Raw genomic sequence first — 19,469 nt, 5'->3', positions numbered from 1 at the left:
AATGGAGGGGAGTATAGCTGAGCGATGGCGTGTATTAACCAATGGTTTGCGGGGACACTGCAGGCGCCCTGGCGCTTGGAACCAAGCCGGGTTTGAAGGTGGGAGCAGGCCCGCTCCCACCTGTGGACAGGTAGGCGGTTTTATTCGAGGTTAAGGCGCACCTGTTTCTCCAGCTCCGCCTTCAGGCCCGGCTCCAGCTTCAGCTGGCGCGCCAGTTCGTCCAGGTAGGCCTTCTCCATGAAGTTTTCCTCGTCCACCAGCATCACACTGGCGATGTACATCTCGGCGGCCATTTCCGGAGTACCGGCGGCGCGGGCGACATCGGCCGGGTCGAGGGGTTTGTTCAACTCGGCGTGCAGCCAGGCTTGCAGTTCGCGGTCATTGTCGAGCTTGGTGAACTCGCCTTCGATCAACGCCCGCTCACGCTCATCCACATGCCCGTCGGCCTTGGCGGCAGCGACCAGCGCCTTGAGAATGCCCTGGCTGTGTTGCTCGACCTGGGCCGGCGGCAGACGATCAATGGTTTGCGGCTCGCCCTGGGGCGCGCTGGCCTGTTGTGCCTGCCAGTTGCCGTAGGCTTTGTAGGCAATGACTCCCAACGCGGCCAGGCCTCCGTAGGTCAGGGCCTTGCCGCCGAACTTGCGCGCCTTCTTATTGCCCATCAGCAAGCCCATGGCTCCGGCCGCCAAGGCACCGCCGCCTGCGCCACCGAGCAGACTGCCGAGCCCGCCACTGCCAAGCAGCCCGCCAAGGGCGCCTTTGTCAGTTGATTGACGCTGGCCGCCGGCCTTGTTCTGCAACATATCCTGGCCAGACTTGAGCAACTGATCGAGCAATCCACGGGTATTCATTCGTAGCCTCCAGACACTTGGGTTCGTAGGACCAATAGGCCCTCAGCGTAAAACTAAGTGCCAAAAACGGTCTATCTAGAGTGCTTCCAGATGTAACGCCCTGCCCTGGCGTCGGAAATGTCTTGTTGCACAGCGGCGCCATCATGCTGCCATCAATGATTTTTCCTTCACCATCGAACCGCTTAAGCTATCCGGCGTCTGTTTATTGTCCGTTGCGTTTGGCCGAAGGCATGTCCGAACCGTTATTTCTGATCCGTTACGTGCCAGGAACGGCGCGGGATTCGCTCACGACAGGTTGTCTCTATGCACCGCAGGAATTTGCTCAAAGCGTCCATGGCCATTGCGGCCTACACCGGTTTGTCGGCCAGTGGCCTGCTGGCCGCGCAGGCCTGGGCCGGGAACCGTGCCGCCGACGGCAAGGCCGTGGCATTCGATTTCGACACGCTCAAGGCCCAGGCCAAACAGCTCGCCGGCGCCGCCTACAAAGACACCCGGCAGGTGCTGCCGCCCACGCTGGCAACCATGACCCCGCAGAACTTCAACGCCATTGGCTACGACGGCAACCATTCGCTGTGGAAGGAACTGAACGGGCAACTGGACGTGCAGTTTTTCCACGTCGGCATGGGCTTCAAGACGCCGGTGCGCATGCACAGTGTCGACCCCAAGACCCGCGAGGCCCGCGAAGTGCATTTCCGCCCTTCGCTGTTCAACTATGAAAAAACCACCGTTGACACCAAACAGCTGACCGGCGACCTGGGCTTCTCCGGGTTCAAACTGTTCAAGGCGCCGGAGCTTGACCGCCATGATGTGCTGTCGTTCCTGGGTGCCAGCTACTTCCGCGCCGTCGACTCCACCGGCCAGTACGGCCTGTCGGCGCGCGGCCTGGCGATCGACACCTACGCGAAAAAACGCGAGGAATTCCCCGACTTCACCCAGTTCTGGTTCGAAACCCCGGACAAGGACGCCACCCGCTTCGTGGTCTACGCCCTGCTCGATTCCCCCAGCGCCACCGGCGCCTATCGCTTCGATATCGACTGCCAGGCCAATCAAGTGGTGATGGCGATCGATGCCCATATCAATGCGCGCACCGCCATCGAACAATTGGGCATTGCGGCCATGACCAGCATGTTCAGTTGCGGAACCCACGAACGCCGGATGTGCGACACCATCCACCCGCAAATCCACGACTCGGACCGCCTGGCCATGTGGCGCGGCAACGGTGAGTGGATTTGCCGTCCGCTGAACAACCCGGCCAAGCTGCAGTTCAACGCCTTCGCCGACACCAACCCGAAAGGCTTCGGCCTGGTGCAGACCGACCACGAGTTCGCCAGCTATCAGGACACCGTGGACTGGTACAGCAAGCGCCCCAGCCTCTGGGTAGAACCCACCACCGCCTGGGGCGAAGGCTCGATCGACTTGCTGGAGATCCCCACCACCGGCGAGACCCTGGATAATATCGTGGCCTTCTGGACCCCGAAAAAGCCGGTGATGGCGGGCGATTCGCTTAACTACGGCTACAAGCTCTACTGGAGCGCCCTGCCGCCGGTGAGCACGCCGCTGGCCCAGGTCGACGCGACCCGTTCGGGCATGGGCGGATTTACCGAAGGCTGGGCCCCAGGCGAGCATTACCCCGAGGTGTGGGCACGTCGCTTTGCGGTGGACTTCAAGGGCGGCGGTCTGGATCGTTTGCCAGCCGGCACGGGCATCGAACCGGTGGTCACCTGCTCGCACGGCGAGGTGAAAGACTTCAGCGTGCTGGTGCTCGACAACATCAAGGGCTATCGCATTCTGTTCGACTGGTACCCCACCAGTGACAGCGTGGAGCCGGTAGAGCTGCGTCTGTTTATCCGCACCCAGGACCGTACCCTGAGTGAGACTTGGCTGTATCAGTATTTCCCGCCTGAGCCGGCGAAGCGTAAATACACCTGAGACGGCGGCCCACGCTGTGGGAGCAATGCGCTCCCACACGGTGTCCGCCCACCCTTCAAAACCGCGACACGGTTTTCATCGCCCCAATCAAATACCGCATCGCAACCTGATCGCTCTCGGTCAGGGTGCGATAATGCGCCAGCAGTTCGACTTCATCCGAACTCAACCTGCGGCCACGCAAGGACATCCTGCGGATCAGAAAAGACGCCATCACACCCGCTACACCATAGGACTTGGCCATGGACTGCTTCTCCTGATATCGATCCAATACTCCTGCTGCCCATTATCCGCGTGACGTGAAGCGGACTGACTTCCTGGGCCGAAAATCAGGCTTACCTTAAGCGTAGAAACAATCTGGTTACGTGTGGGATTTTTTTAGAGTATTCACTTAAATAATTGCGTCGGTAATAAATACCTACAACCCTTTCTCACGCCTTCACCGACCACTCAGATCGATCTGCGTCATCACCACGAGCAAAAAAAACCCACCGTGTCAGGGTGGGTTGTGTGGGCATACTCTAAGGGTCAATCCCTGAGATCCGATTCATGAATCGGCTGGTCGCGGTGCGTCGCCCGTTGATATTGCGCCGGCCAGATCGCCTTGCGCCCGCCCAGGTCATCGTCGGCATGCAGCGGCCAGTACGGGTCGCGCAACAATTCGCGGGCCAGGAAGATAATGTCGGCCTGGCAGGTGCGCAGGATGTGTTCGGCCTGGGCCGGTTCGGTGATCATGCCGACCGTGCCGGTGGCGATGCCCGACTCTTTGCGTACCCGCTCGGCAAAGCGCGTCTGGTAACCGGGGCCGGTAGGGATTTCGGCGTTGGCGGCGGTGCCGCCGGAGGACACGTCGATCAAGTCCACGCCCAGGTCCTTCAGGCGGCGCGCCAGTTCCACGGTTTCATCGGGGTTCCAGCCGTCTTCCACCCAGTCGGTGGCTGACACGCGCACAAACAGCGGCAGGTTCTGGGGCCAGACTTCGCGCACCGCGCGGGTCACCTCCAGGACCAGGCGGATGCGGTTTTCGAAGGAGCCGCCGTACTGGTCCTGACGCTGGTTACTGATGGGCGACAGAAACTGATGCAGCAGGTAACCGTGGGCGGCATGGATCTCCACCACTTCGAAACCGGCGGCCAGGGCACGCTTGGCGGCGGCGACAAAATCGGCGATCACTTGGCGGATCTGTGCTTCATCCAGCGGCTTGGGTTGCGTGTGCTGAGGGTCGAATGCGATAGGCGACGGGCCTACCGGAACCCACCCACCGTGCTCTGGCTTGACGCTGCCATGCTTGCCGATCCACGGCCGATAAGTGCTGGCCTTGCGCCCGGCGTGCGCCAGTTGAATACCGGCCACCGCGCCTTGCGCCGCAATAAAGCGTGTAATGCGTTGCAACGGTTCGATCTGTTCGTCTTTCCACAACCCCAGGTCCTGGGCGGTGATGCGGCCATCGGCGGTCACGGCGGTGGCTTCGGTGAAGATCAGCCCGGCGCCGCCCACGGCACGGCTGCCCAGATGCACCAGGTGCCAGTCGTTGGCCAGGCCATCATCGCTTGAGTATTGGCACATCGGTGATACCGCGATGCGGTTCAGCAGGGTGAGTTGACGCAGGGTATAGGGTTCGAGCAGCTGACTCATGGCGCACCTCTTCGGGTTCTGTGGGCAAGCTCCAAGGCTCTCTTTCATGGTGCTTAGAGCCTAGTCGACAACGAACAATCGCACTGGGTTCAGAGGCAAAGAGTTCAGAGGTAAACCGGGAGCCGATTGCCGGCCCCCGTGCTGCAGCGCCTTACATCTCGACCTGGGTGCCCAGCTCGATCACCCGATTGACCGGGAGTTTGAAGAAGCGCAGGTTGCCGTTGGCATTCTTCAACATGAACGCGAACAACGCTTCGCGCCAGCGCGCCATGCCTTTGATACGCGAGGCGATCACGGTTTCGCGGCTGAGGAAGTAGGTGGTGCGCATCGGGCTGAAATCCAGTTCGTCCAGATGGCACAGTTTCAGCGCCTCGGGCACGTCCGGCTCATCGGTAAAACCAAAGTGCAGGATCACCCGGAAGAACCCTTCGCCATAGGCGTCCACTTCAAAACGCCGCGCCGCAGGCACACGCGGGATGTCTTCGTAGACCACCGTCAGCAGCACCACCTGCTCGTGCAGCACCTGGTTATGCAGCAAGTTGTGCAGCAGCGCATGGGGCACGGCATCGGGCCGGGCTGTGAGGAAGACCGCCGTGCCCTGCACCCGATGGGGCGGCTGCACGCGGATACTGCCGATAAATATCGGCAGCGGCAGGCCGCCCTCGTCGAGGCGCTCGACGAGCAATTGCTTGCCGCGCTTCCAGGTGGTCATCAGCACGAACAGCACGATCCCCGCCAACACCGGAAAGGCGCCGCCCTGGATGATCTTCGGCACGTTGGCGGCAAAGTACAGCCCGTCCACCAACAGACAGCAGAGCAACACCGGCACCGCCAGCACCGGCGGCCATTTCCACAGCAGCAGCATCACCGCAGACACCAGGATCGTGGTCATCAGCATGGTGCCCGTCACCGCCACGCCATAGGCGGACGCCAGCGCACCGGAGGATTCAAAACCCAGCACCAGCAGGATCACGCCCACCATCAGCGACCAGTTCACCGCGCCAATATAGATCTGGCCCTGTTCGGCGCTGGAGGTATGTTGAATGTGCATGCGCGGGATATAACCCAGCTGGATGGCTTGGCGCGTCAGGGAGAACGCACCGGAAATCACCGCCTGGGAGGCAATCACGGTGGCCAGGGTCGACAGCACCACCAGCGGAATCAGCGCCCAGCTCGGCGCCAGCAGGTAGAACGGGTTGCGCGCCGCTTCCGGATCGCCCAGCAACATGGCGCCCTGGCCGAAATAGTTGAGCACCAGCGCCGGCAGCACCAAAATGAACCAGGCACGGGCGATGGGTTTGCGGCCGAAGTGGCCCATGTCGGCATACAACGCTTCGGCGCCGGTCAGTGCCAGCACCACCGCGCCGAGGATGGCCACGCCGATGCCGGGGTGAGCCTCGAAGAAGCGCACGGCCCACATCGGGTTCATGGCGCTGAGCACTTCAGGGTGCAGGGTGATGCCATACACGCCAAGGCCGCCCAGCACCAGGAACCAGGTCACCATCACCGGCCCGAACAGCTTGCCGATGCGGTCAGTGCCGTGTTTCTGGATCAGGAACAGCGCCACCAGGACCACCAGCGCGATGGGCACGACCCATCGTTCCAGGCCGTCGAACGCCAACTCAAGGCCCTCCACGGCCGACAACACCGAAATCGCCGGGGTGATCATGCTGTCGCCGTAGAACAGCGCCGCGCCACACAAGCCGCACACCACCAGGAAACTGCGCAATTTCCTGCGCTCCCCGGCCGCACGACGTGCCAGAGCGGTCAGCGCCATGATGCCGCCTTCGCCCTGGTTGTCGGCACGCAGCACGAACAGCATGTATTTGATCGACACGACCCAGATCAGCGACCAGAAGATCAGTGCCAGGATCCCCAACACCCCGTCATGGTTGACCTGCACCCCATAACCGCCATTGAACACCTCTTTAAGGGTGTAGAGCGGGCTGGTCCCGATATCGCCATACACCACCCCGACCGCTGCTACCAGCATGCCAATCGGCTTGGCGTTCGAATGCTCGGCACCCGCTGCCTGACTACTTGCCTGACCCATCAACCACTCCTGCCCTTTGACCTGAGGTCGCTTATAAACAACGTGCTCAAACTGACCGTAGCATGCGCTGTTTTACTTCTCGTAACAGACGTTTTGTTGACCTTCGGATTTTACCTACGCGCAACGGCGCGAAGCATAGCGCAGCGCTGGTCGCATTTCTCTGCATTAAAACAGGCGTCTTTTTGCCTGCATTGACGTCACTGAGTACCAACGCTACGTTTTCGCGTGTTAAAGGCACCGTGATTCCGACGTATGGGGGGCCGGGCGTCACGCTTGGAGCAAAAAGCGTTTGCTCGGTTTTGACGGGTTGATCCATACTCAAGACGTAGCCACAACGTAGCTACATTTTTGATAGGGAGTCACGATATGTCTGCATTACTGAAAACCACTGATGTGCGTTGTCGCATAGACGAGGATTTGAAGGAGCGTGCCACTGCTGTGCTCAATGCCTGTGGGCTTAGCCTCAGTGACGCCATGCGTCTTTTCCTCCGTCAGGTAGTGACGACGCAAGGGCTGCCTTTCGAGGTACGCATCCCTTCGGAGAAAACCGCTCGCGCCATGAAGCAAGCGCATGCTATCCGTCGCCAGTTCGACTCGATCGATGACATGCTAAGGGACGCCGATGGCGAAGCAGGGGAAGAAGCAAAAACGCGCTGACATACCCAAGCAATGCGCACAGACACCTGAGTTTAAAAAATCCTGGGAGCGCTATAAACGCGCCGGGCGTCGAGACATGAATGAGGTCAGGGTAGTGATGGTTTCGCTTTTTTTGGGCGAACAACTACCCGCCGAGTATCGAGACCATGCGCTTACCGGAAACTGGGACGGGTTCAGAGAATGCCATATTGGTGGTGATTTCCTGCTGATTTACGAACATTCACGGGCTGACCTGATCACCTTTGTAGACTTGGGGAGCCACGCTGAATTATTTGCTTAGGCATTGGGGTATTGAAGAGCACAGCGCTCGTCGCATTTCCCCGTATAAAGCTGGTCAAGTGCGCTGCCCGCCGCTAGAATTGCGCACTTTTTGATCAGAGGCGCACCAAGCGCCCGTCCGCTGCCTGCCCTTCACGGTGGCGGCGTCATTCGATACCGAGGTTAGACATGTCCACCACCATCGCAAAAGCCAACCCCAAGGTTGGCTTTGTTTCCCTGGGTTGCCCCTAAGATACTCACAGTATACAGCGTGCGCTCAACGAGCTTTCCTCCCATTCGTTTATGGGTAAGTCCCATTTCCCGCCCACCTCAAATGAAAAATACATGAGCGACATTTCTGTCAGCCATACCTACGAAGGTGAGCGCTTGACACAGTTGTTGGCTCCCGCTACGTTCGAATCGAGATGTAGCATTCCAACGAGCAAGGACGACCAAGCTATGCAAGAAGCATTGAAAAAACACAACGTAACGTGCCTTTGGCATTTCACCGACGAAAGGAATTTGAAATCTATTAGAGAGCACGGATTGTTGTCTTTAAAAGAGCTAGCCAGAAGGAATCTTTCCCCCGTAGCTCCCGGTGGTAACGACTGGAGCCATAAGGCGGACGTAAGGGCTCACGTTGACGACTACGTTCACCTTTCGTTTAAAAAAGATCACCCTATGCTACATTTCGCAAAAAATGAAGAAAGAATAGCCAACCATGTCTGGTTAGAGATTAACCTCTCAGTTATTGACGCAAACACAAGATATACAAATGACGTCGCAAATAAAGCGAACGTCGCAATACTCGAAAACGATACTGCAAAAAAATCAATTGATTTAGATGGGTTATTTACATACTTCCCATTTGACGTACCAGGCAATAAAGAGCGAAAAAACTCAGCTGCAAAAAGTGAAGTCCTAATCAAAACCATGATTGGGATTGATAAAATTAAAGGTTTATAAAATGGCAAGCCGGCCCATATTTCTAGCACTAGCTCAACCTGACCACTTAGTTAGTGAGATACTGCTCAGCTTCCCGTGGAGCCCAGGCTTTTCAGCGTCCCAGAAGAAAAAAAATGTGATAGCTCTTCACGATGCGGCAAGGTCCAATGGTTTGTTTCCCGTGCTGGAAGTATCTACAAAATCCGAAGATCTACTTGGCCAAAGGTTAAGCGCATTCAACCTTAAGATAAAAACCGCCCAGGGTGAGATGACAATAGAGTCTGCCTTTCAAGGTAGCAAAGTGTTCTCTGGGGGGGGGCCATATACTGATATTTATAGCTTTGACAGTAGATCAGCAAAAAAAGATGAACGGCTTAAAAACTCAGGGCAACTGATAGGATTTAATTTTTTCGGTCAACGATGGCCCTTAGAACCTAAAACAGCGTTTTATGATTGGCTATATTTAACGGCCCTTAGGCCTCACAAAGAATTTCTTCGAAGACTATATATATATCAAGGGTTCTCCGACATTGAATTCAACCCCGAACGTTCCATAAATTGCCAAGCAAGAACTTGCGCCTTACTGGTTTCTCTTTTAAAAATGGATGCACTCGACGATGCGTTAACCTCACAGCAACGCTTCATTTCTGTAATTCGGAATGACTCTTATAAACAACCGCACTCCACCCGCCCTATGCAACAACTGTTAATAGATGATTGACCACATACGTTCGAACGTGGAAAACCGTAAATAAGAAGGCTCTATTTGGTCAGACCTGCACATCGACGGACAGGTCTGAAAACTCACTGATTTATTTAGAACAATCCCCCCAAATCATTCGGCTCCCAGTTCATTATCACAAGCTCCCCGCTCAACTCAGCAGTTCCCTGCCGCTGGTTAGCAGTGCTGTACCGGATGTCTACAATCTCAAAATGAAAGCCCTCAAAACCCCGGCGAATATCGGGGTGATCGTTGATGCTAACCATGACCTTGCCCTTGCAGCGCCGCATGAAGTCGGCCATGCGCTCGTAGTTCTCAACTGCGAAGTCCAGCCCGTAACCTGCGGTTTGCCAGTAAGGCAGGTCCATGTAGTGGAAGGTGTGGGCACGGTCATAGCGCTCGACACACTCCAACCAAGACAGGTTCTCCACGTAGGTGCCAGAGAGGCGTTGCCAGGCGGCAGATAGGTTCTCCTCGATCCGCAGCAGATTGATAGCTGGCGCGGTGGTGGCGGTGCCGAACGACTGACCGGAGACCTTGCCCGCAAAGGCGTGATGTTGCAGGTAAAAGAAACGGGCGGCGCGCTGGATGTCAGTGAGGGTCTCGGGACGGGTCATCTTTTGCCATTCAAACACCTGCCTCGAACTGATTGCTCACTTGAACTGGCGCACGAACTCTTCCAGGTGGTTCTGCACAACTCGGTACAACGTCACCAGGTCAACATTTATGTCGTTGAGGACTTCAACCGGTGCAGCCTGCGGGCGCATGAAGTAGAGCGCTGCCCCGCCGGCAAATACTTCGACTTAACATTCATGTGGAGGGAAAAGCGGGATAAGTCGGTCGGCCAAGCGGCGTTTTCCGCCCATATGGAACGATTGGTACAGACATTTTAGCCAGATCCTTACTGTATATATAAACAGTAGTCATCATACTTTATCGCGGTCTCCACAGGTTCAATTAGTGCAAAGAATCTTTGAACCAATCCCACTCTGTAAGCCACCTTTTATAAGGGCTGCGCCGGTTTACGGCTACACAGACAGATAACTTTCTCCCGCCGTTTCTGGATCAAACACAAAAATAAAAATACCCGATTTTCTACGTTTTTCTAATTGCAGTCCCCGCAGGCCGGGGACTTCGGACTTATAGCAATTGGGGGGCTCTCAGGCTGACGGTGCAGATGTTTGGCATTCCACTGCAAATCTTTGCAATGAGTGAAAAGGCCAGTCCCCCTACAAGGCGCCCGGCCTGCGTGGGCTGCAGGGTTGGTTACACTACACCACCGTTTTGCACAAAAAAGGACGCAAAGCCCGTCGGCGGGAGGGGGATAAGTGATTTCTCATCGTAATTTTCTTTCTCATACTAGAGTTTGTATGCTGCAATCCATAGTGAAAGGGCCAAGGCTCATCTGGAGGTGTACATGAGGGATCTAGGGACCGCGGGCGAGTTGGCCGTACAAAAGTGGTGTGCGCTGTCAGGGATCACAGCTACTAAACCTGGTTTAGATCGCTATGGCTGGGACTTGCTATTTGAAACCACTAGCATTCATGACGTGAAAACCGCAAGAGGTCTACATGAATCTGGCATTGAATGTAAGATTCAAGTAAAAGCAACTGATGGAATCACCCGCACTCAGCCAATTGAGTTGAGTAATCTTCGCGCAATGGTCACAAGTTCACTTCCGGCGTTTTATCTGCTCTTGGAGTTCGACAGTACTTCAGACCCGGTTAATGGTTATTTACTTCACATAGATGAAACCCATTGCGAGAAAGTTCTCAAAAGAATACGAGAGGAAACAGTTAAACCAGCAGGATTTAGGCTAAACCACTCAACAATGAAATTAAAATTCACTAACGCAATGAAGATCTCGCCCCTTAATGGAGAGGGCCTAATGTCTGCCATAGCCAACTCCATTGGAACCTCACAAGCATCCTACGTAATCAATAAGCAAAACATGCTCAGACGCATCGGTTACGAAACCGGGCACTTCAAAGTTAAATTTGATATAAACAAAAAAGATATTCAGCAATTGGTTGAGATGACCCTCGGCACCTCAGCGAGCTTACCTATAACTAACGTCAAGTCTTTTCTAACCAGATTTGGCATCACTGAAGAACTGCCAGAATTAAAAAGCGATACAGCTGTTATATCTGTAACCAGTGTAGAACATGACAATGAAGGAATAGCCACTTTTCGAAATCGAAAATCAGGTAACTGTATCGTATACAGTGTTAAAGTTTATCGTGCAGGTTTTGGTAACTGGGCGCCTCCAGAAAATCGCACTATACGATTGAAAGGTGACAGGTTTAGCATTGACGTATACCCGCACAAAAATTCATTTAAAATTTGGTTTCACGATGGCGATAACAGCCCAGCAGACATTAAAGATCTCCTCAAATCTTATAGATTCATGCAGTTAATGAGCGATCCAAAGTCCGTCATTATGGAACTTGGAATTAATGGTATAGCATTCAAGGGCAGTCTCGGTGGTGAAGGCTTTGAAGGCGAGTTTGCCTATGCGATTTATGTACTTGAATCAACTCTTCGCATACAGCAGTTTTTTGACGTATATGATCGAATACTTGCAACCCCTATGGAAATTGAAAGCATTGCAGAGCAAATCATCAGCCTTTCAAAATTTCTGTATTTGCCAGACACAAAAATTGACATGACAGTGAACTTTTGTGTAGACATTGAAAACAAAAAGATCTTAGATGCCGAATGTATTTTTCCTGTATCGATCAGCTATGGCGGGATTCAATTCGTAGCGCTATATGTTTTGAGCGGGGACCTAAACAATACAATTGATGGTGCTTATGTATTGCATGCAAGACGACGAAAGCTCCTATACAAAACCTTCTTCAACTCTCTAGATTCGAAATCGTCGGAAGTTCCCCTTGAGGTTCGGAGAATCGCGACTGAGTATAAAAGCGATATAGCCGTGGTAGATCTTTCGGAGAACTTTATATCCCCGAAAATAAAAAATTAAGCTGTGACAGAATAGCTCGCACCTGAAAAAAATACCCAGACACACTAATCCACCTACAAAGTTATAGCCTTCAACCTAACACCTAGTTGCGCGGACACCTCCTCTGAAGCCATGAAGGCAGCAGCGTTGTTAGGATTTGGACTTGCTCCATGTACATGGCTAGCGAGCTGAGTGTTCATATGCTGTACCAGAACAAGCAAATCGCATAACACCTGCAGCACATTGGTATCCTCGGACCCCAGCCAGGTCTTGGGCGCAATCAACCGCTGGCTGACCGCCGAGATACTCTTGCGCACTCCTTCAATCCTTTCCTCCATGTCGTCACCTACCGTAGCGTTATGCTTCTGCCCCACCACCAGGTTCAAGTCTCGCCCGGTCGCCTGATGCAGATCATCCACCGCAGCCAGGCTCGCAGATCCGCCCGACAGCAGCTTGAGCGCACCCAGGGCTTCAAGCGTCTTGATGCCCCCTACCGATTCGGTTGAATGGTCTCCCACCGTCGTGGTGTGGTTCTGGAACGTCTCCGTGTTGCCCATCGCCTCTACTTCGCGCTCGATCGCCTTGTCGCGGATCTTGCCGTCCGTTTGGCGCAGCCAGTTGCCGTCAGCGTCGACGCGCTGCTGGCAGGCCTCGCTGTGCTGCCACACCTGGTCACCCTTCGGCACGCTGGGCATGCTCAGGCCGTGGGGCAGGATCGTTTGGATATAGGGCTTGTGCGGAAGGCCGTAGGCAAAGCACACCACGACTTGGGTGCCTTCCTCGGGGAACGCGTAGATGCCCATTTCCTCGCCGCCGGTGGGCAGCGGCAGAGGCACACCGGCCAGGATCAGCAGCTTGGTGTCTGGCTCGCCGTCCGGCCCCATGACCTCGATGTCGACCGCATAGCGCGGCCGGAAGTCGTCACAGATACCGGCGCCGGCCGGGGCGTCGGCCACACCGACAAAGCGGGCGAAGCGTGGCAGGTGATAACCGCCGGTGAGTTCGGGAAATTGTCGTTCTACGCTGCGGCGGATTGCGTCGTCCATCGGATGGCCATCTGGTTTTCGATGAGCGCCACGCTGGTGATGCGCTCGCCGTGGTTGATTGTTGCGCCTGGTCGCAACCCGGGAAGGGCTGCAATCATCGCGCTTTGATTGCCCTGGTAGTCGTCGAACAATTCCACCGGCAGCTGCAACGGCGAGCGGACGCCAAAGAAGCTGTTGGCCCAACTGCCCACGAACACCTCCCCGTCACCCTGCTGCTGCCAGATAAAATAAAGTCGGGGATGTTGAAAACCCGGGCCAGGCTGTCCATGGATTGGTAGCCAGCGGCCAGGCTGAAAAGAAACGGTGGCCTTACGCCGGAGGAAGGCCGATCCCGGACGTCAAAGCGCAAACAGAAGCGTTGACTGATTTGGATTAAGACGATGCCCAGGCCCGGCACAGCGCTCGTCGCATTTCCCCGCATAAAGCTGGTCAAGTGCGCTGCCCGCCGCTAGAATTGCGCACTTTTTGATCAGAGGCGCACCAAGCGCCCGTCCGCTGCCTGCCCTTCACGGTGGCGGCGTCATTCGATACCGAGGTTAGACATGTCCACCACCATCGCAAAAGCCAACCCCAAGGTTGGCTTTGTTTCCCTGGGTTGCCCGAAGGCTCTGGTCGACTCCGAGCGCATTCTCACGCAACTGCGCATGGAAGGTTATGACGTCGTCTCCACTTACCAGGACGCGGACGTGGTGGTGGTCAATACCTGTGGTTTCATCGACTCGGCCAAGGCGGAGTCCCTGGAAGTGATCGGCGAAGCCATCAAGGAAAACGGCAAGGTCATTGTGACCGGCTGCATGGGCGTGGAAGAAGGCAATATCCGCAACGTCCACCCAAGCGTGCTCGCCGTGACCGGCCCGCAGCAGTACGAACAGGTGGTCAACGCCGTGCACGCCGTGGTGCCACCGCGCCAGGACCACAACCCGTTGATCGACCTGGTGCCGCCGCAAGGCATCAAGCTGACGCCGCGTCACTACGCCTACCTGAAGATTTCCGAAGGCTGCAATCACAGCTGCAGCTTCTGCATCATCCCGTCGATGCGCGGCAAGCTGGTCAGCCGCCCGGTGGGCGATGTGCTGGACGAGGCCCAGCGCCTGGTCAAATCCGGCGTGAAAGAGCTGCTGGTGATCTCCCAGGACACCAGCGCCTACGGCGTCGACGTGAAGTACCGCACCGGTTTCTGGAATGGCGCGCCGGTGAAAACCCGCATGACCGAACTCTGCGAAGCGCTCAGCAGCCTGGGCGTGTGGGTGCGCCTGCACTACGTTTACCCGTACCCGCACGTGGACGAGCTGATTCCCTTGATGGCCGCCGGCAAGATCCTGCCGTACCTGGACATCCCGTTCCAGCACGCCAGCCCCAAAGTGCTCAAGGCCATGAAACGCCCGGCCTTCGAAGACAAGACCCTGGCGCGGATCAAGAACTGGCGCGAGATCTGCCCGGAACTGATCATCCGTTCGACCTTTATCGTCGGCTTCCCCGGTGAAACCGAAGAAGACTTCCAGTACCTGCTGGACTGGCTGACCGAAGCCCAGCTGGACCGCGTCGGCTGCTTCCAGTACTCGCCGGTCGAAGGCGCGCCGGCCAACCTGCTGGACCTGGCCGTGGTGCCGGACGACGTCAAGCAGGACCGTTGGGAGCGTTTTATGGCGCACCAGCAAGCGATCAGCTCGGCGCGCCTGCAACTGCGTATCGGCAAGGAAATCGAAGTGCTGATCGACGAAGTCGACGAGCAAGGCGCGGTCGGCCGTTGCTTCTTCGATGCGCCGGAAATCGACGGTAACGTGTTTATCGACGATGCCAGCGGTTTGAAGCCGGGCGACAAGGTCTGGTGCACCGTGACCGATGCCGACGAATACGACCTGTGGGCGCAAAAGCGCGACTAAAGCTGTAAAAAATTGAAAAAGCCCTGCTTCTGGACAAGATGCGGGGCTTTTTTAGGTCTATCGTTTTGCCCATTGTTACCTGATTAAAAAAGAGACCGCAGGCATGCGTGAGCATTCGGTTATCCACACCCCCAACAATAGCGATTACCCCGAGCTGGCGAGGATCTGGGAGGCCTCGGTGCGCGCCACTCATGACTTTTTGCCGGAAAGTTACATTGTGTTGCTCAAAGAGCTGGTGCTGACGCGCTATCTGGATTCAGTGATGCTCGTGTGTACCAAGGATTCGAGCCAGCGCATCACTGGGTTTGCCGGCGTAGCGGCGGGCAAGGTGGAAATGCTGTTTATCGATCCGCTGCACCGTGGCCAGGGCCTGGGGCAGCAATTGCTGCGCTACGCGATCAACTGCATGAATGCCGATGAGCTGGATGTGAATGAGCAGAATCCGCAGGCGCTGGGTTTTTACCTCAAGCAAGGCTTTGAGGTGATCGGACGCACGGAGCACGATGGCCTGGGCCAGCCCTATCCGTTGCTGCATCTGCGCCTGCGCCAGCAGCAAATACGCAGTGGCTGAAATGGGGCCGGGATTAACCGGCGCCAGGCAGGTACAATAGCCGCCCCCTTTTGTTACGGCCCTTGTCATGACTGACCCCATACGCCTCTCCAAACGCCTTATCGAACTGGTCGGTTGCTCCCGTCGGGAGGCTGAGCTGTTTATCGAAGGCGGCTGGGTCTCGGTGGACGGTGAAGTGATCGACGAACCGCAGTTCAAGGTCACCACCCAGAAGGTCGAGCTGGACCCCGACGCCAAGGCTACCGTGCCGGAACCGGTGACCATCCTGCTGCACGCCCCGGCGGGGATGGATGCCGAGACGGCCATGGCGTCGATCAGCGCCGAAACCTTGTCGGAAGAACACCGCTTCAGCAAGCGCCCGCTAAAAGGCCACTTCCTGCGCCTGACCGCCAGCGCCGACCTGCAAGCCAAGGCCAGCGGCCTGCTGGTGTTCACCCAGGACTGGAAAATCCTGCGCAAGTTGACCGCCGATGCGGCCAAGATCGAGCAGGAATACGTGGTGGAAGTCGAAGGCGACATGGTCGCCCACGGCCTCAACCGCCTGAACCACGGCCTGACCTACAAAGGCAAGGAGCTGCCGGCCGTGAAAGCCAGCTGGCAGAATGAAAACCGCCTGCGCTTTGCGCTGAAAAATCCGCAGCCAGGCGTTATCGCGCTGTTCTGCGAAGCCGTTGGCCTGAAAGTCGTCGCCATCCGCCGCATCCGTATTGGCGGCGTGTCCATTGGCAAGGTGCCGGTGGGCCAGTGGCGTTACCTGTCCGGCAAAGAGAAGTTTTAGGCCGTTACCCTTTTCCCGACACCGCCTGATTGGGCGGTGTCTACCCGCTGAAAACCAGGATTGCCCACCATGATTCACAACGACGTACTGCGCAGCGTGCGCTACATGCTCGACATCAGCGATAACAAGATGGTCGAGATCATCAAGCTCGGCGGCATGGACGTGACCAAGGAAGACCTGCTCACCTACCTCAAGAAAGATGAGGAAGAAGGCTTTGTGTTCTGCCCGGATGAGGTGATGGCGCATTTCCTCGACGGTTTGGTGATTTTCAAGCGCGGCAAGGATGAAAGCCGTCCGCCGCAGCCGATCGAAACCCCGGTGACCAACAATATCATCCTGAAAAAACTGCGCGTGGCCTTCGAATTGAAGGAAGACGACATGCACGCCATCCTCAAGGCCGCCGAGTTCCCGGTGTCCAAGCCCGAGCTGAGCGCGCTGTTCCGCAAGTTCGGCCACACCAACTACCGCACCTGTGGCGATCAGTTGTTGCGCAACTTCCTCAAGGGTCTGACGCTGCGGGTCCGTGCGTAAGCCATGAGTTATCAGGTCTCGCCCATCGGCTTCGTACGCTCCTGCTTCAAGGAGAAGTTCGCCATCCCGCGTCAACCGCAACTGGCCCCGGCCGCCCGTGGTGTGCTGGAGCTGGCAGCGCCGTTCGATGGCGGCGAGGCGGTGCAGGGACTGGAGCAGGTCAGCCATGTGTGGCTGCTGTTTCTGTTTCACCAGGCGCTCGAAGACACGCCACGCCTTAAAGTGCGACCGCCGCGCCTGGGCGGCAATACGTCCATGGGCGTGTTTGCGACCCGAGCGACTCATCGCCCCAACGGGATTGGCCAGTCAGTGGTCAAGCTGGACAAGGTGGAAGCGGGCCGGCTGTGGATTTCCGGAATCGATTTGCTCGATGGCACGCCGGTGCTGGATATCAAGCCGTATGTGCCGTACGCCGATATCGTCGATACGGCGACCAACAGCATCGCCAGCGGTGCGCCGCCGCTGATTGGCGTGCAGTGGCTCAAGACCGCGCTGCAACAGGCGCAGGGCCATGCCCAGCGTCTGGGTGAGCCGTTGGTGGAGCTGATTGACCAGTGCCTGGCGCAAGATCCACGGCCGGCGTACCAGACGCCTGGGCCAGAGCGCGAATACGGTGTGCAGTTCTGGGATGTGGATGTACGTTGGCACTATCCCGAGGCAGGGATGATTTGCGTATTGGAAGTGGTGCCTGCTGGATAAACCGGAACCCAAATGTGGGAGGGGGCTTGCCCCCGATAGCAGTGTGTCAGTCAACTCATCTGTGACTGATCCACCGCAATCGGGGGCAAGCCCCCTCCCACATTTTTTTGATCGCGTTTATTTTTCGACGAACGCACGCTCAATCAGATAGTCACCGGGCTCACGCATGCGTGGCGAAACCTTCAGGCCGAAGCTGTTCAGCACTTCGCTGGTTTCGTCCAACATGCTCGGGCTGCCGCACAGCATGGCGCGGTCGTCCTCGGGGTTGATCGGTGGCAGGCCGATGTCGCTGAACAGCTTGCCGCTGCGCATCAGGTCGGTCAGGCGACCTTCGTTTTCGAACGGCTCGCGGGTCACGGTCGGGTAGTAGATCAACTTGTCACGCAACGCCTCGCCGAAGAATTCGTTCTGCGGCAGGTGCTCGGTGATGAACTCGCGGTAGGCGACTTCGTTGACGTAACGCACGCCGTGGCACAGGATCACTTTTTCGAAGCGCTCGTAGGTCTCCGGGTCCTGGATCACGCTCATGAATGGCGCCAGACCCGTACCGGTGCTGAGCAGGTACAGATGCTTGCCCGGCTTCAAATCGTCAAGCACCAGGGTGCCTGTCGGTTTTTTGCTGATGATGATCTCGTCGCCTTCCTTCAAGTGCTGCAACTGGGAAGTCAGCGGGCCATCCGGCACCTTGATGCTGAAGAACTCCAGATGCTCTTCCCAGTTCGGGCTGGCAATGGAGTAAGCGCGCATGAGCGGGCGGCCATTGGGCTGTTGCAGGCCGATCATCACGAACTGACCGTTCTCGAAGCGCAAACCCGGATCGCGGGTGCACTTGAAGCTGAACAGAGTGTCGTTCCAGTGATGAACACTGAGGACACGCTCGTGGTTCATGTTGCTCATGTACGGGGGACTCCTGGAAATGGGTCTGCGCCAAATGTGAAGTGCGCAATTGCACAGCATTCTAATGGCGGCGACAATATCTGTTAACTGGATTATTAAGATAAGGGTTATCGGTTATATCGATATGCGATTTACTCTCCGTCAACTGCAAGTCTTCGTCGCCGTCGCCCAGCAGGAAAGCGTGTCCCGCGCTGCTGGCCTGCTGGCCTTATCTCAATCCGCCGCCAGCACCTCGATCACCGAGCTGGAGCGTCAATCCAGCTGCCAATTATTCGACCGCGCCGGCAAACGCCTGAGCCTCAACGCCCTCGGTCATCAACTGTTGCCCCAGGCGGTGGCGCTGCTGGACCAGGCCAAGGAGATCGAAGACCTGCTCAATGGCAAGTCCGGCTTCGGCTCACTGGCGGTGGGCGCCACCCTGACCATCGGCAATTACCTGGCGACCCTGTTGATCGGCAGCTTCATGCAGCAGCATCCCGAGAGCCAGGTGAAACTGCATGTGCAAAACACTGCCCATATCGTGCATCAGGTGGCCCATTACGAAATTGACCTGGGTCTAATCGAAGGCGACTGCAGCCACCCGGACATCGAGGTGCAAACCTGGGTGGAGGATGAGCTGGTGGTGTTTTGCGCACCCCAGCATCATTTGGCCAAACGTGGCGTGGCCAGCATGGATGAGCTGACCCATGAAGCGTGGATCCTGCGCGAACAAGGCTCGGGCACGCGCCTGACGTTTGATCAGGCCATGCGCCATCATCGCAGCGCATTGAATATCCGCCTGGAGCTGGAACACACCGAGGCGATCAAACGGGCAGTGGAATCAGGTCTGGGGATTGGCTGCATTTCGCGGCTGGCACTGCGCGATGCGTTCCGGCGTGGCAGCCTGGTGCCGGTAGAAACTCCGGATTTGGACCTGGCCCGGCAGTTCTACTTCATCTGGCATAAGCAGAAATACCAGACCTCGGCGATGCGCGAGTTCCTGGAGCTGTGCCGCGCGTTTACCGCCGGGGTTCAGCGCAGCGACGAAATCGTACTGCCGAGCATCGCCTGATC

18 protein-coding genes and 2 pseudogenes are annotated in these 19,469 nt (G+C 56.8%); 12 read left to right on the top strand and 8 right to left on the bottom strand.

What is annotated here, in order from left to right; translation table 11 throughout:
- Nucleotides 1-140 precede the first annotated feature (140 nt).
- Entirely contained in the window at nucleotides 141-851 is a 711-nt protein-coding gene (locus BFP93_RS03425; RefSeq protein ID WP_065891940.1) for a tellurite resistance TerB family protein, read from the bottom strand.
- A gap of 303 nt (nucleotides 852-1,154) precedes the next feature.
- Between BFP93_RS03425 and BFP93_RS03420 the strand changes: the two genes are divergently transcribed.
- On the top strand, nucleotides 1,155-2,780 hold the full coding sequence (locus tag BFP93_RS03420) for a glucan biosynthesis protein D (protein WP_065891939.1): 1,626 nt from the start codon (nucleotides 1,155-1,157) through the stop codon (nucleotides 2,778-2,780).
- 55 nt (nucleotides 2,781-2,835) lie between these two features.
- On the opposite strand, the gene BFP93_RS03415 is transcribed toward BFP93_RS03420, so the two are convergent.
- The 3 genes from BFP93_RS03415 to BFP93_RS03405 form a co-directional block, all read right to left on the bottom strand.
- On the bottom strand, nucleotides 2,836-3,021 hold the full coding sequence (locus BFP93_RS03415; protein ID WP_065886041.1) for a hypothetical protein: 186 nt from the start codon (nucleotides 3,019-3,021) through the stop codon (nucleotides 2,836-2,838).
- A 284-nt stretch (nucleotides 3,022-3,305) separates the two neighbouring features.
- Nucleotides 3,306-4,412, bottom strand: coding sequence for an NADH:flavin oxidoreductase/NADH oxidase (locus BFP93_RS03410; RefSeq protein WP_065891938.1), 1,107 nt, complete (start codon nucleotides 4,410-4,412; stop codon nucleotides 3,306-3,308).
- 151 nt (nucleotides 4,413-4,563) lie between these two features.
- Nucleotides 4,564-6,465, bottom strand: a complete 1,902-nt coding sequence (locus BFP93_RS03405) for a potassium transporter Kup (RefSeq protein ID WP_065886039.1) — start codon at nucleotides 6,463-6,465, stop codon at nucleotides 4,564-4,566.
- Between the two features lie 366 nt (nucleotides 6,466-6,831).
- Between BFP93_RS03405 and BFP93_RS03400 the strand changes: the two genes are divergently transcribed.
- The 4 genes from BFP93_RS03400 to BFP93_RS27005 all read left to right on the top strand — a co-directional run bounded on the left by BFP93_RS03400 (nucleotide 6,832) and on the right by BFP93_RS27005 (nucleotide 9,046).
- Nucleotides 6,832-7,122, top strand: a complete 291-nt coding sequence (locus BFP93_RS03400; protein WP_057723256.1) for a type II toxin-antitoxin system RelB/DinJ family antitoxin — start codon at nucleotides 6,832-6,834, stop codon at nucleotides 7,120-7,122.
- Entirely contained in the window at nucleotides 7,088-7,402 is a 315-nt protein-coding gene (locus tag BFP93_RS03395; protein WP_065891937.1) for a type II toxin-antitoxin system YafQ family toxin, read from the top strand. The genes BFP93_RS03400 and BFP93_RS03395 overlap by 35 nt, the downstream gene beginning before the upstream one ends.
- Before the next feature lie 323 nt (nucleotides 7,403-7,725).
- Complete coding sequence (locus tag BFP93_RS03390) at nucleotides 7,726-8,346, top strand: DarT ssDNA thymidine ADP-ribosyltransferase family protein (RefSeq protein ID WP_065891936.1); 621 nt, start codon at nucleotides 7,726-7,728, stop codon at nucleotides 8,344-8,346.
- 1 nt (nucleotide 8,347) lies between these two features.
- On the top strand, nucleotides 8,348-9,046 hold the full coding sequence (locus BFP93_RS27005) for a DarT1-associated NADAR antitoxin family protein (RefSeq protein ID WP_083205593.1): 699 nt from the start codon (nucleotides 8,348-8,350) through the stop codon (nucleotides 9,044-9,046).
- Between the two features lie 95 nt (nucleotides 9,047-9,141).
- Here BFP93_RS27005 and BFP93_RS03385 read toward each other — a convergent pair.
- Nucleotides 9,142-9,934 (bottom strand): annotated as a pseudogene (locus BFP93_RS03385) (DNA adenine methylase).
- Nucleotides 9,935-10,463: 529 nt separating this feature from the next.
- Here BFP93_RS03385 and BFP93_RS03380 point away from each other — a divergent pair.
- Nucleotides 10,464-12,032, top strand: a complete 1,569-nt coding sequence (locus BFP93_RS03380; RefSeq protein ID WP_141687937.1) for a hypothetical protein — start codon at nucleotides 10,464-10,466, stop codon at nucleotides 12,030-12,032.
- A 53-nt stretch (nucleotides 12,033-12,085) separates the two neighbouring features.
- Here the strand turns inward: BFP93_RS03380 and BFP93_RS03375 are convergent, their stop codons facing one another.
- Together BFP93_RS03375 and BFP93_RS03370 are read right to left on the bottom strand one after the other, a co-directional pair.
- The gene (locus BFP93_RS03375; RefSeq protein WP_065891934.1) at nucleotides 12,086-13,057 is read right to left on the bottom strand and encodes a hypothetical protein; all 972 of its coding nucleotides are present in this window, start codon (nucleotides 13,055-13,057) and stop codon (nucleotides 12,086-12,088) included.
- A pseudogene (locus BFP93_RS03370) lies at nucleotides 13,030-13,445 on the bottom strand (hypothetical protein); the annotation flags it as partial. The pseudogene BFP93_RS03370 and the gene BFP93_RS03375, both read right to left, overlap by 28 nt.
- 154 nt (nucleotides 13,446-13,599) lie before the next feature.
- On the opposite strand from BFP93_RS03370, the gene rimO reads away from it, so the two are divergent.
- The 5 genes from rimO (at nucleotide 13,600) to tsaA (ending at nucleotide 17,519) form a co-directional block, all read left to right on the top strand.
- Nucleotides 13,600-14,940 (top strand): 30S ribosomal protein S12 methylthiotransferase RimO, encoded by a 1,341-nt coding sequence (rimO, locus tag BFP93_RS03365; protein WP_065886038.1) that lies wholly within the window; start codon nucleotides 13,600-13,602, stop codon nucleotides 14,938-14,940.
- A 103-nt stretch (nucleotides 14,941-15,043) separates the two neighbouring features.
- A complete protein-coding gene (locus BFP93_RS03360; protein ID WP_065891933.1) occupies nucleotides 15,044-15,511 on the top strand; it encodes a GNAT family N-acetyltransferase in 468 nt (155 codons plus the stop codon).
- Between the two features lie 67 nt (nucleotides 15,512-15,578).
- Nucleotides 15,579-16,289, top strand: a complete 711-nt coding sequence (locus BFP93_RS03355) for an rRNA pseudouridine synthase (protein ID WP_065886036.1) — start codon at nucleotides 15,579-15,581, stop codon at nucleotides 16,287-16,289.
- A gap of 69 nt (nucleotides 16,290-16,358) precedes the next feature.
- Entirely contained in the window at nucleotides 16,359-16,820 is a 462-nt protein-coding gene (locus BFP93_RS03350) for a DUF1456 family protein (protein ID WP_005785469.1), read from the top strand.
- A 3-nt stretch (nucleotides 16,821-16,823) separates the two neighbouring features.
- A complete protein-coding gene (tsaA, locus tag BFP93_RS03345) occupies nucleotides 16,824-17,519 on the top strand; it encodes a tRNA (N6-threonylcarbamoyladenosine(37)-N6)-methyltransferase TrmO (RefSeq protein WP_065891932.1) in 696 nt (231 codons plus the stop codon).
- Nucleotides 17,520-17,636: 117 nt separating this feature from the next.
- Here tsaA and fpr read toward each other — a convergent pair whose 3' ends face one another.
- A complete protein-coding gene (fpr, locus tag BFP93_RS03340; RefSeq protein WP_003189055.1) occupies nucleotides 17,637-18,416 on the bottom strand; it encodes a ferredoxin-NADP reductase in 780 nt (259 codons plus the stop codon).
- 124 nt (nucleotides 18,417-18,540) lie between these two features.
- On the opposite strand from fpr, the gene BFP93_RS03335 reads away from it, so the two are divergent.
- Nucleotides 18,541-19,467 carry a LysR family transcriptional regulator gene (locus BFP93_RS03335; RefSeq protein ID WP_010212678.1) on the top strand — a complete coding sequence of 309 codons (927 nt, stop codon included), beginning with the start codon at nucleotides 18,541-18,543 and terminating at the stop codon, nucleotides 19,465-19,467.
- Nucleotides 19,468-19,469 lie beyond the last annotated feature (2 nt).

Source organism: Pseudomonas sp. 44 R 15, assembly GCF_900004965.1.
Lineage (GTDB): Bacteria > Pseudomonadota > Gammaproteobacteria > Pseudomonadales > Pseudomonadaceae > Aquipseudomonas > Aquipseudomonas orientalis_A.
This window is presented reverse-complemented; position numbering and strand designations above follow the sequence as displayed.

Coding starts and splice junctions, on each gene's coding strand:
- BFP93_RS03410 (WP_065891938.1), bottom strand. CDS start 4,412: ATGAGTCAGCTGCTCGAACCCTATACCCTGCGTCAACTCACCCTGCTG.
- fpr (WP_003189055.1), bottom strand. CDS start 18,416: ATGAGCAACATGAACCACGAGCGTGTCCTCAGTGTTCATCACTGGAAC.
- BFP93_RS03360 (WP_065891933.1), top strand. CDS start 15,044: ATGCGTGAGCATTCGGTTATCCACACCCCCAACAATAGCGATTACCCC.
- BFP93_RS03400 (WP_057723256.1), top strand. CDS start 6,832: ATGTCTGCATTACTGAAAACCACTGATGTGCGTTGTCGCATAGACGAG.
- BFP93_RS03405 (WP_065886039.1), bottom strand. CDS start 6,465: ATGGGTCAGGCAAGTAGTCAGGCAGCGGGTGCCGAGCATTCGAACGCC.
- BFP93_RS03350 (WP_005785469.1), top strand. CDS start 16,359: ATGATTCACAACGACGTACTGCGCAGCGTGCGCTACATGCTCGACATC.
- BFP93_RS03415 (WP_065886041.1), bottom strand. CDS start 3,021: ATGGCCAAGTCCTATGGTGTAGCGGGTGTGATGGCGTCTTTTCTGATC.
- BFP93_RS03395 (WP_065891937.1), top strand. CDS start 7,088: ATGGCGAAGCAGGGGAAGAAGCAAAAACGCGCTGACATACCCAAGCAA.
- tsaA (WP_065891932.1), top strand. CDS start 16,824: ATGAGTTATCAGGTCTCGCCCATCGGCTTCGTACGCTCCTGCTTCAAG.
- BFP93_RS27005 (WP_083205593.1), top strand. CDS start 8,348: ATGGCAAGCCGGCCCATATTTCTAGCACTAGCTCAACCTGACCACTTA.
- BFP93_RS03390 (WP_065891936.1), top strand. CDS start 7,726: ATGAGCGACATTTCTGTCAGCCATACCTACGAAGGTGAGCGCTTGACA.
- BFP93_RS03375 (WP_065891934.1), bottom strand. CDS start 13,057: ATGGACGACGCAATCCGCCGCAGCGTAGAACGACAATTTCCCGAACTC.
- BFP93_RS03335 (WP_010212678.1), top strand. CDS start 18,541: ATGCGATTTACTCTCCGTCAACTGCAAGTCTTCGTCGCCGTCGCCCAG.
- BFP93_RS03425 (WP_065891940.1), bottom strand. CDS start 851: ATGAATACCCGTGGATTGCTCGATCAGTTGCTCAAGTCTGGCCAGGAT.
- rimO (WP_065886038.1), top strand. CDS start 13,600: ATGTCCACCACCATCGCAAAAGCCAACCCCAAGGTTGGCTTTGTTTCC.
- BFP93_RS03420 (WP_065891939.1), top strand. CDS start 1,155: ATGCACCGCAGGAATTTGCTCAAAGCGTCCATGGCCATTGCGGCCTAC.
- BFP93_RS03380 (WP_141687937.1), top strand. CDS start 10,464: ATGAGGGATCTAGGGACCGCGGGCGAGTTGGCCGTACAAAAGTGGTGT.
- BFP93_RS03355 (WP_065886036.1), top strand. CDS start 15,579: ATGACTGACCCCATACGCCTCTCCAAACGCCTTATCGAACTGGTCGGT.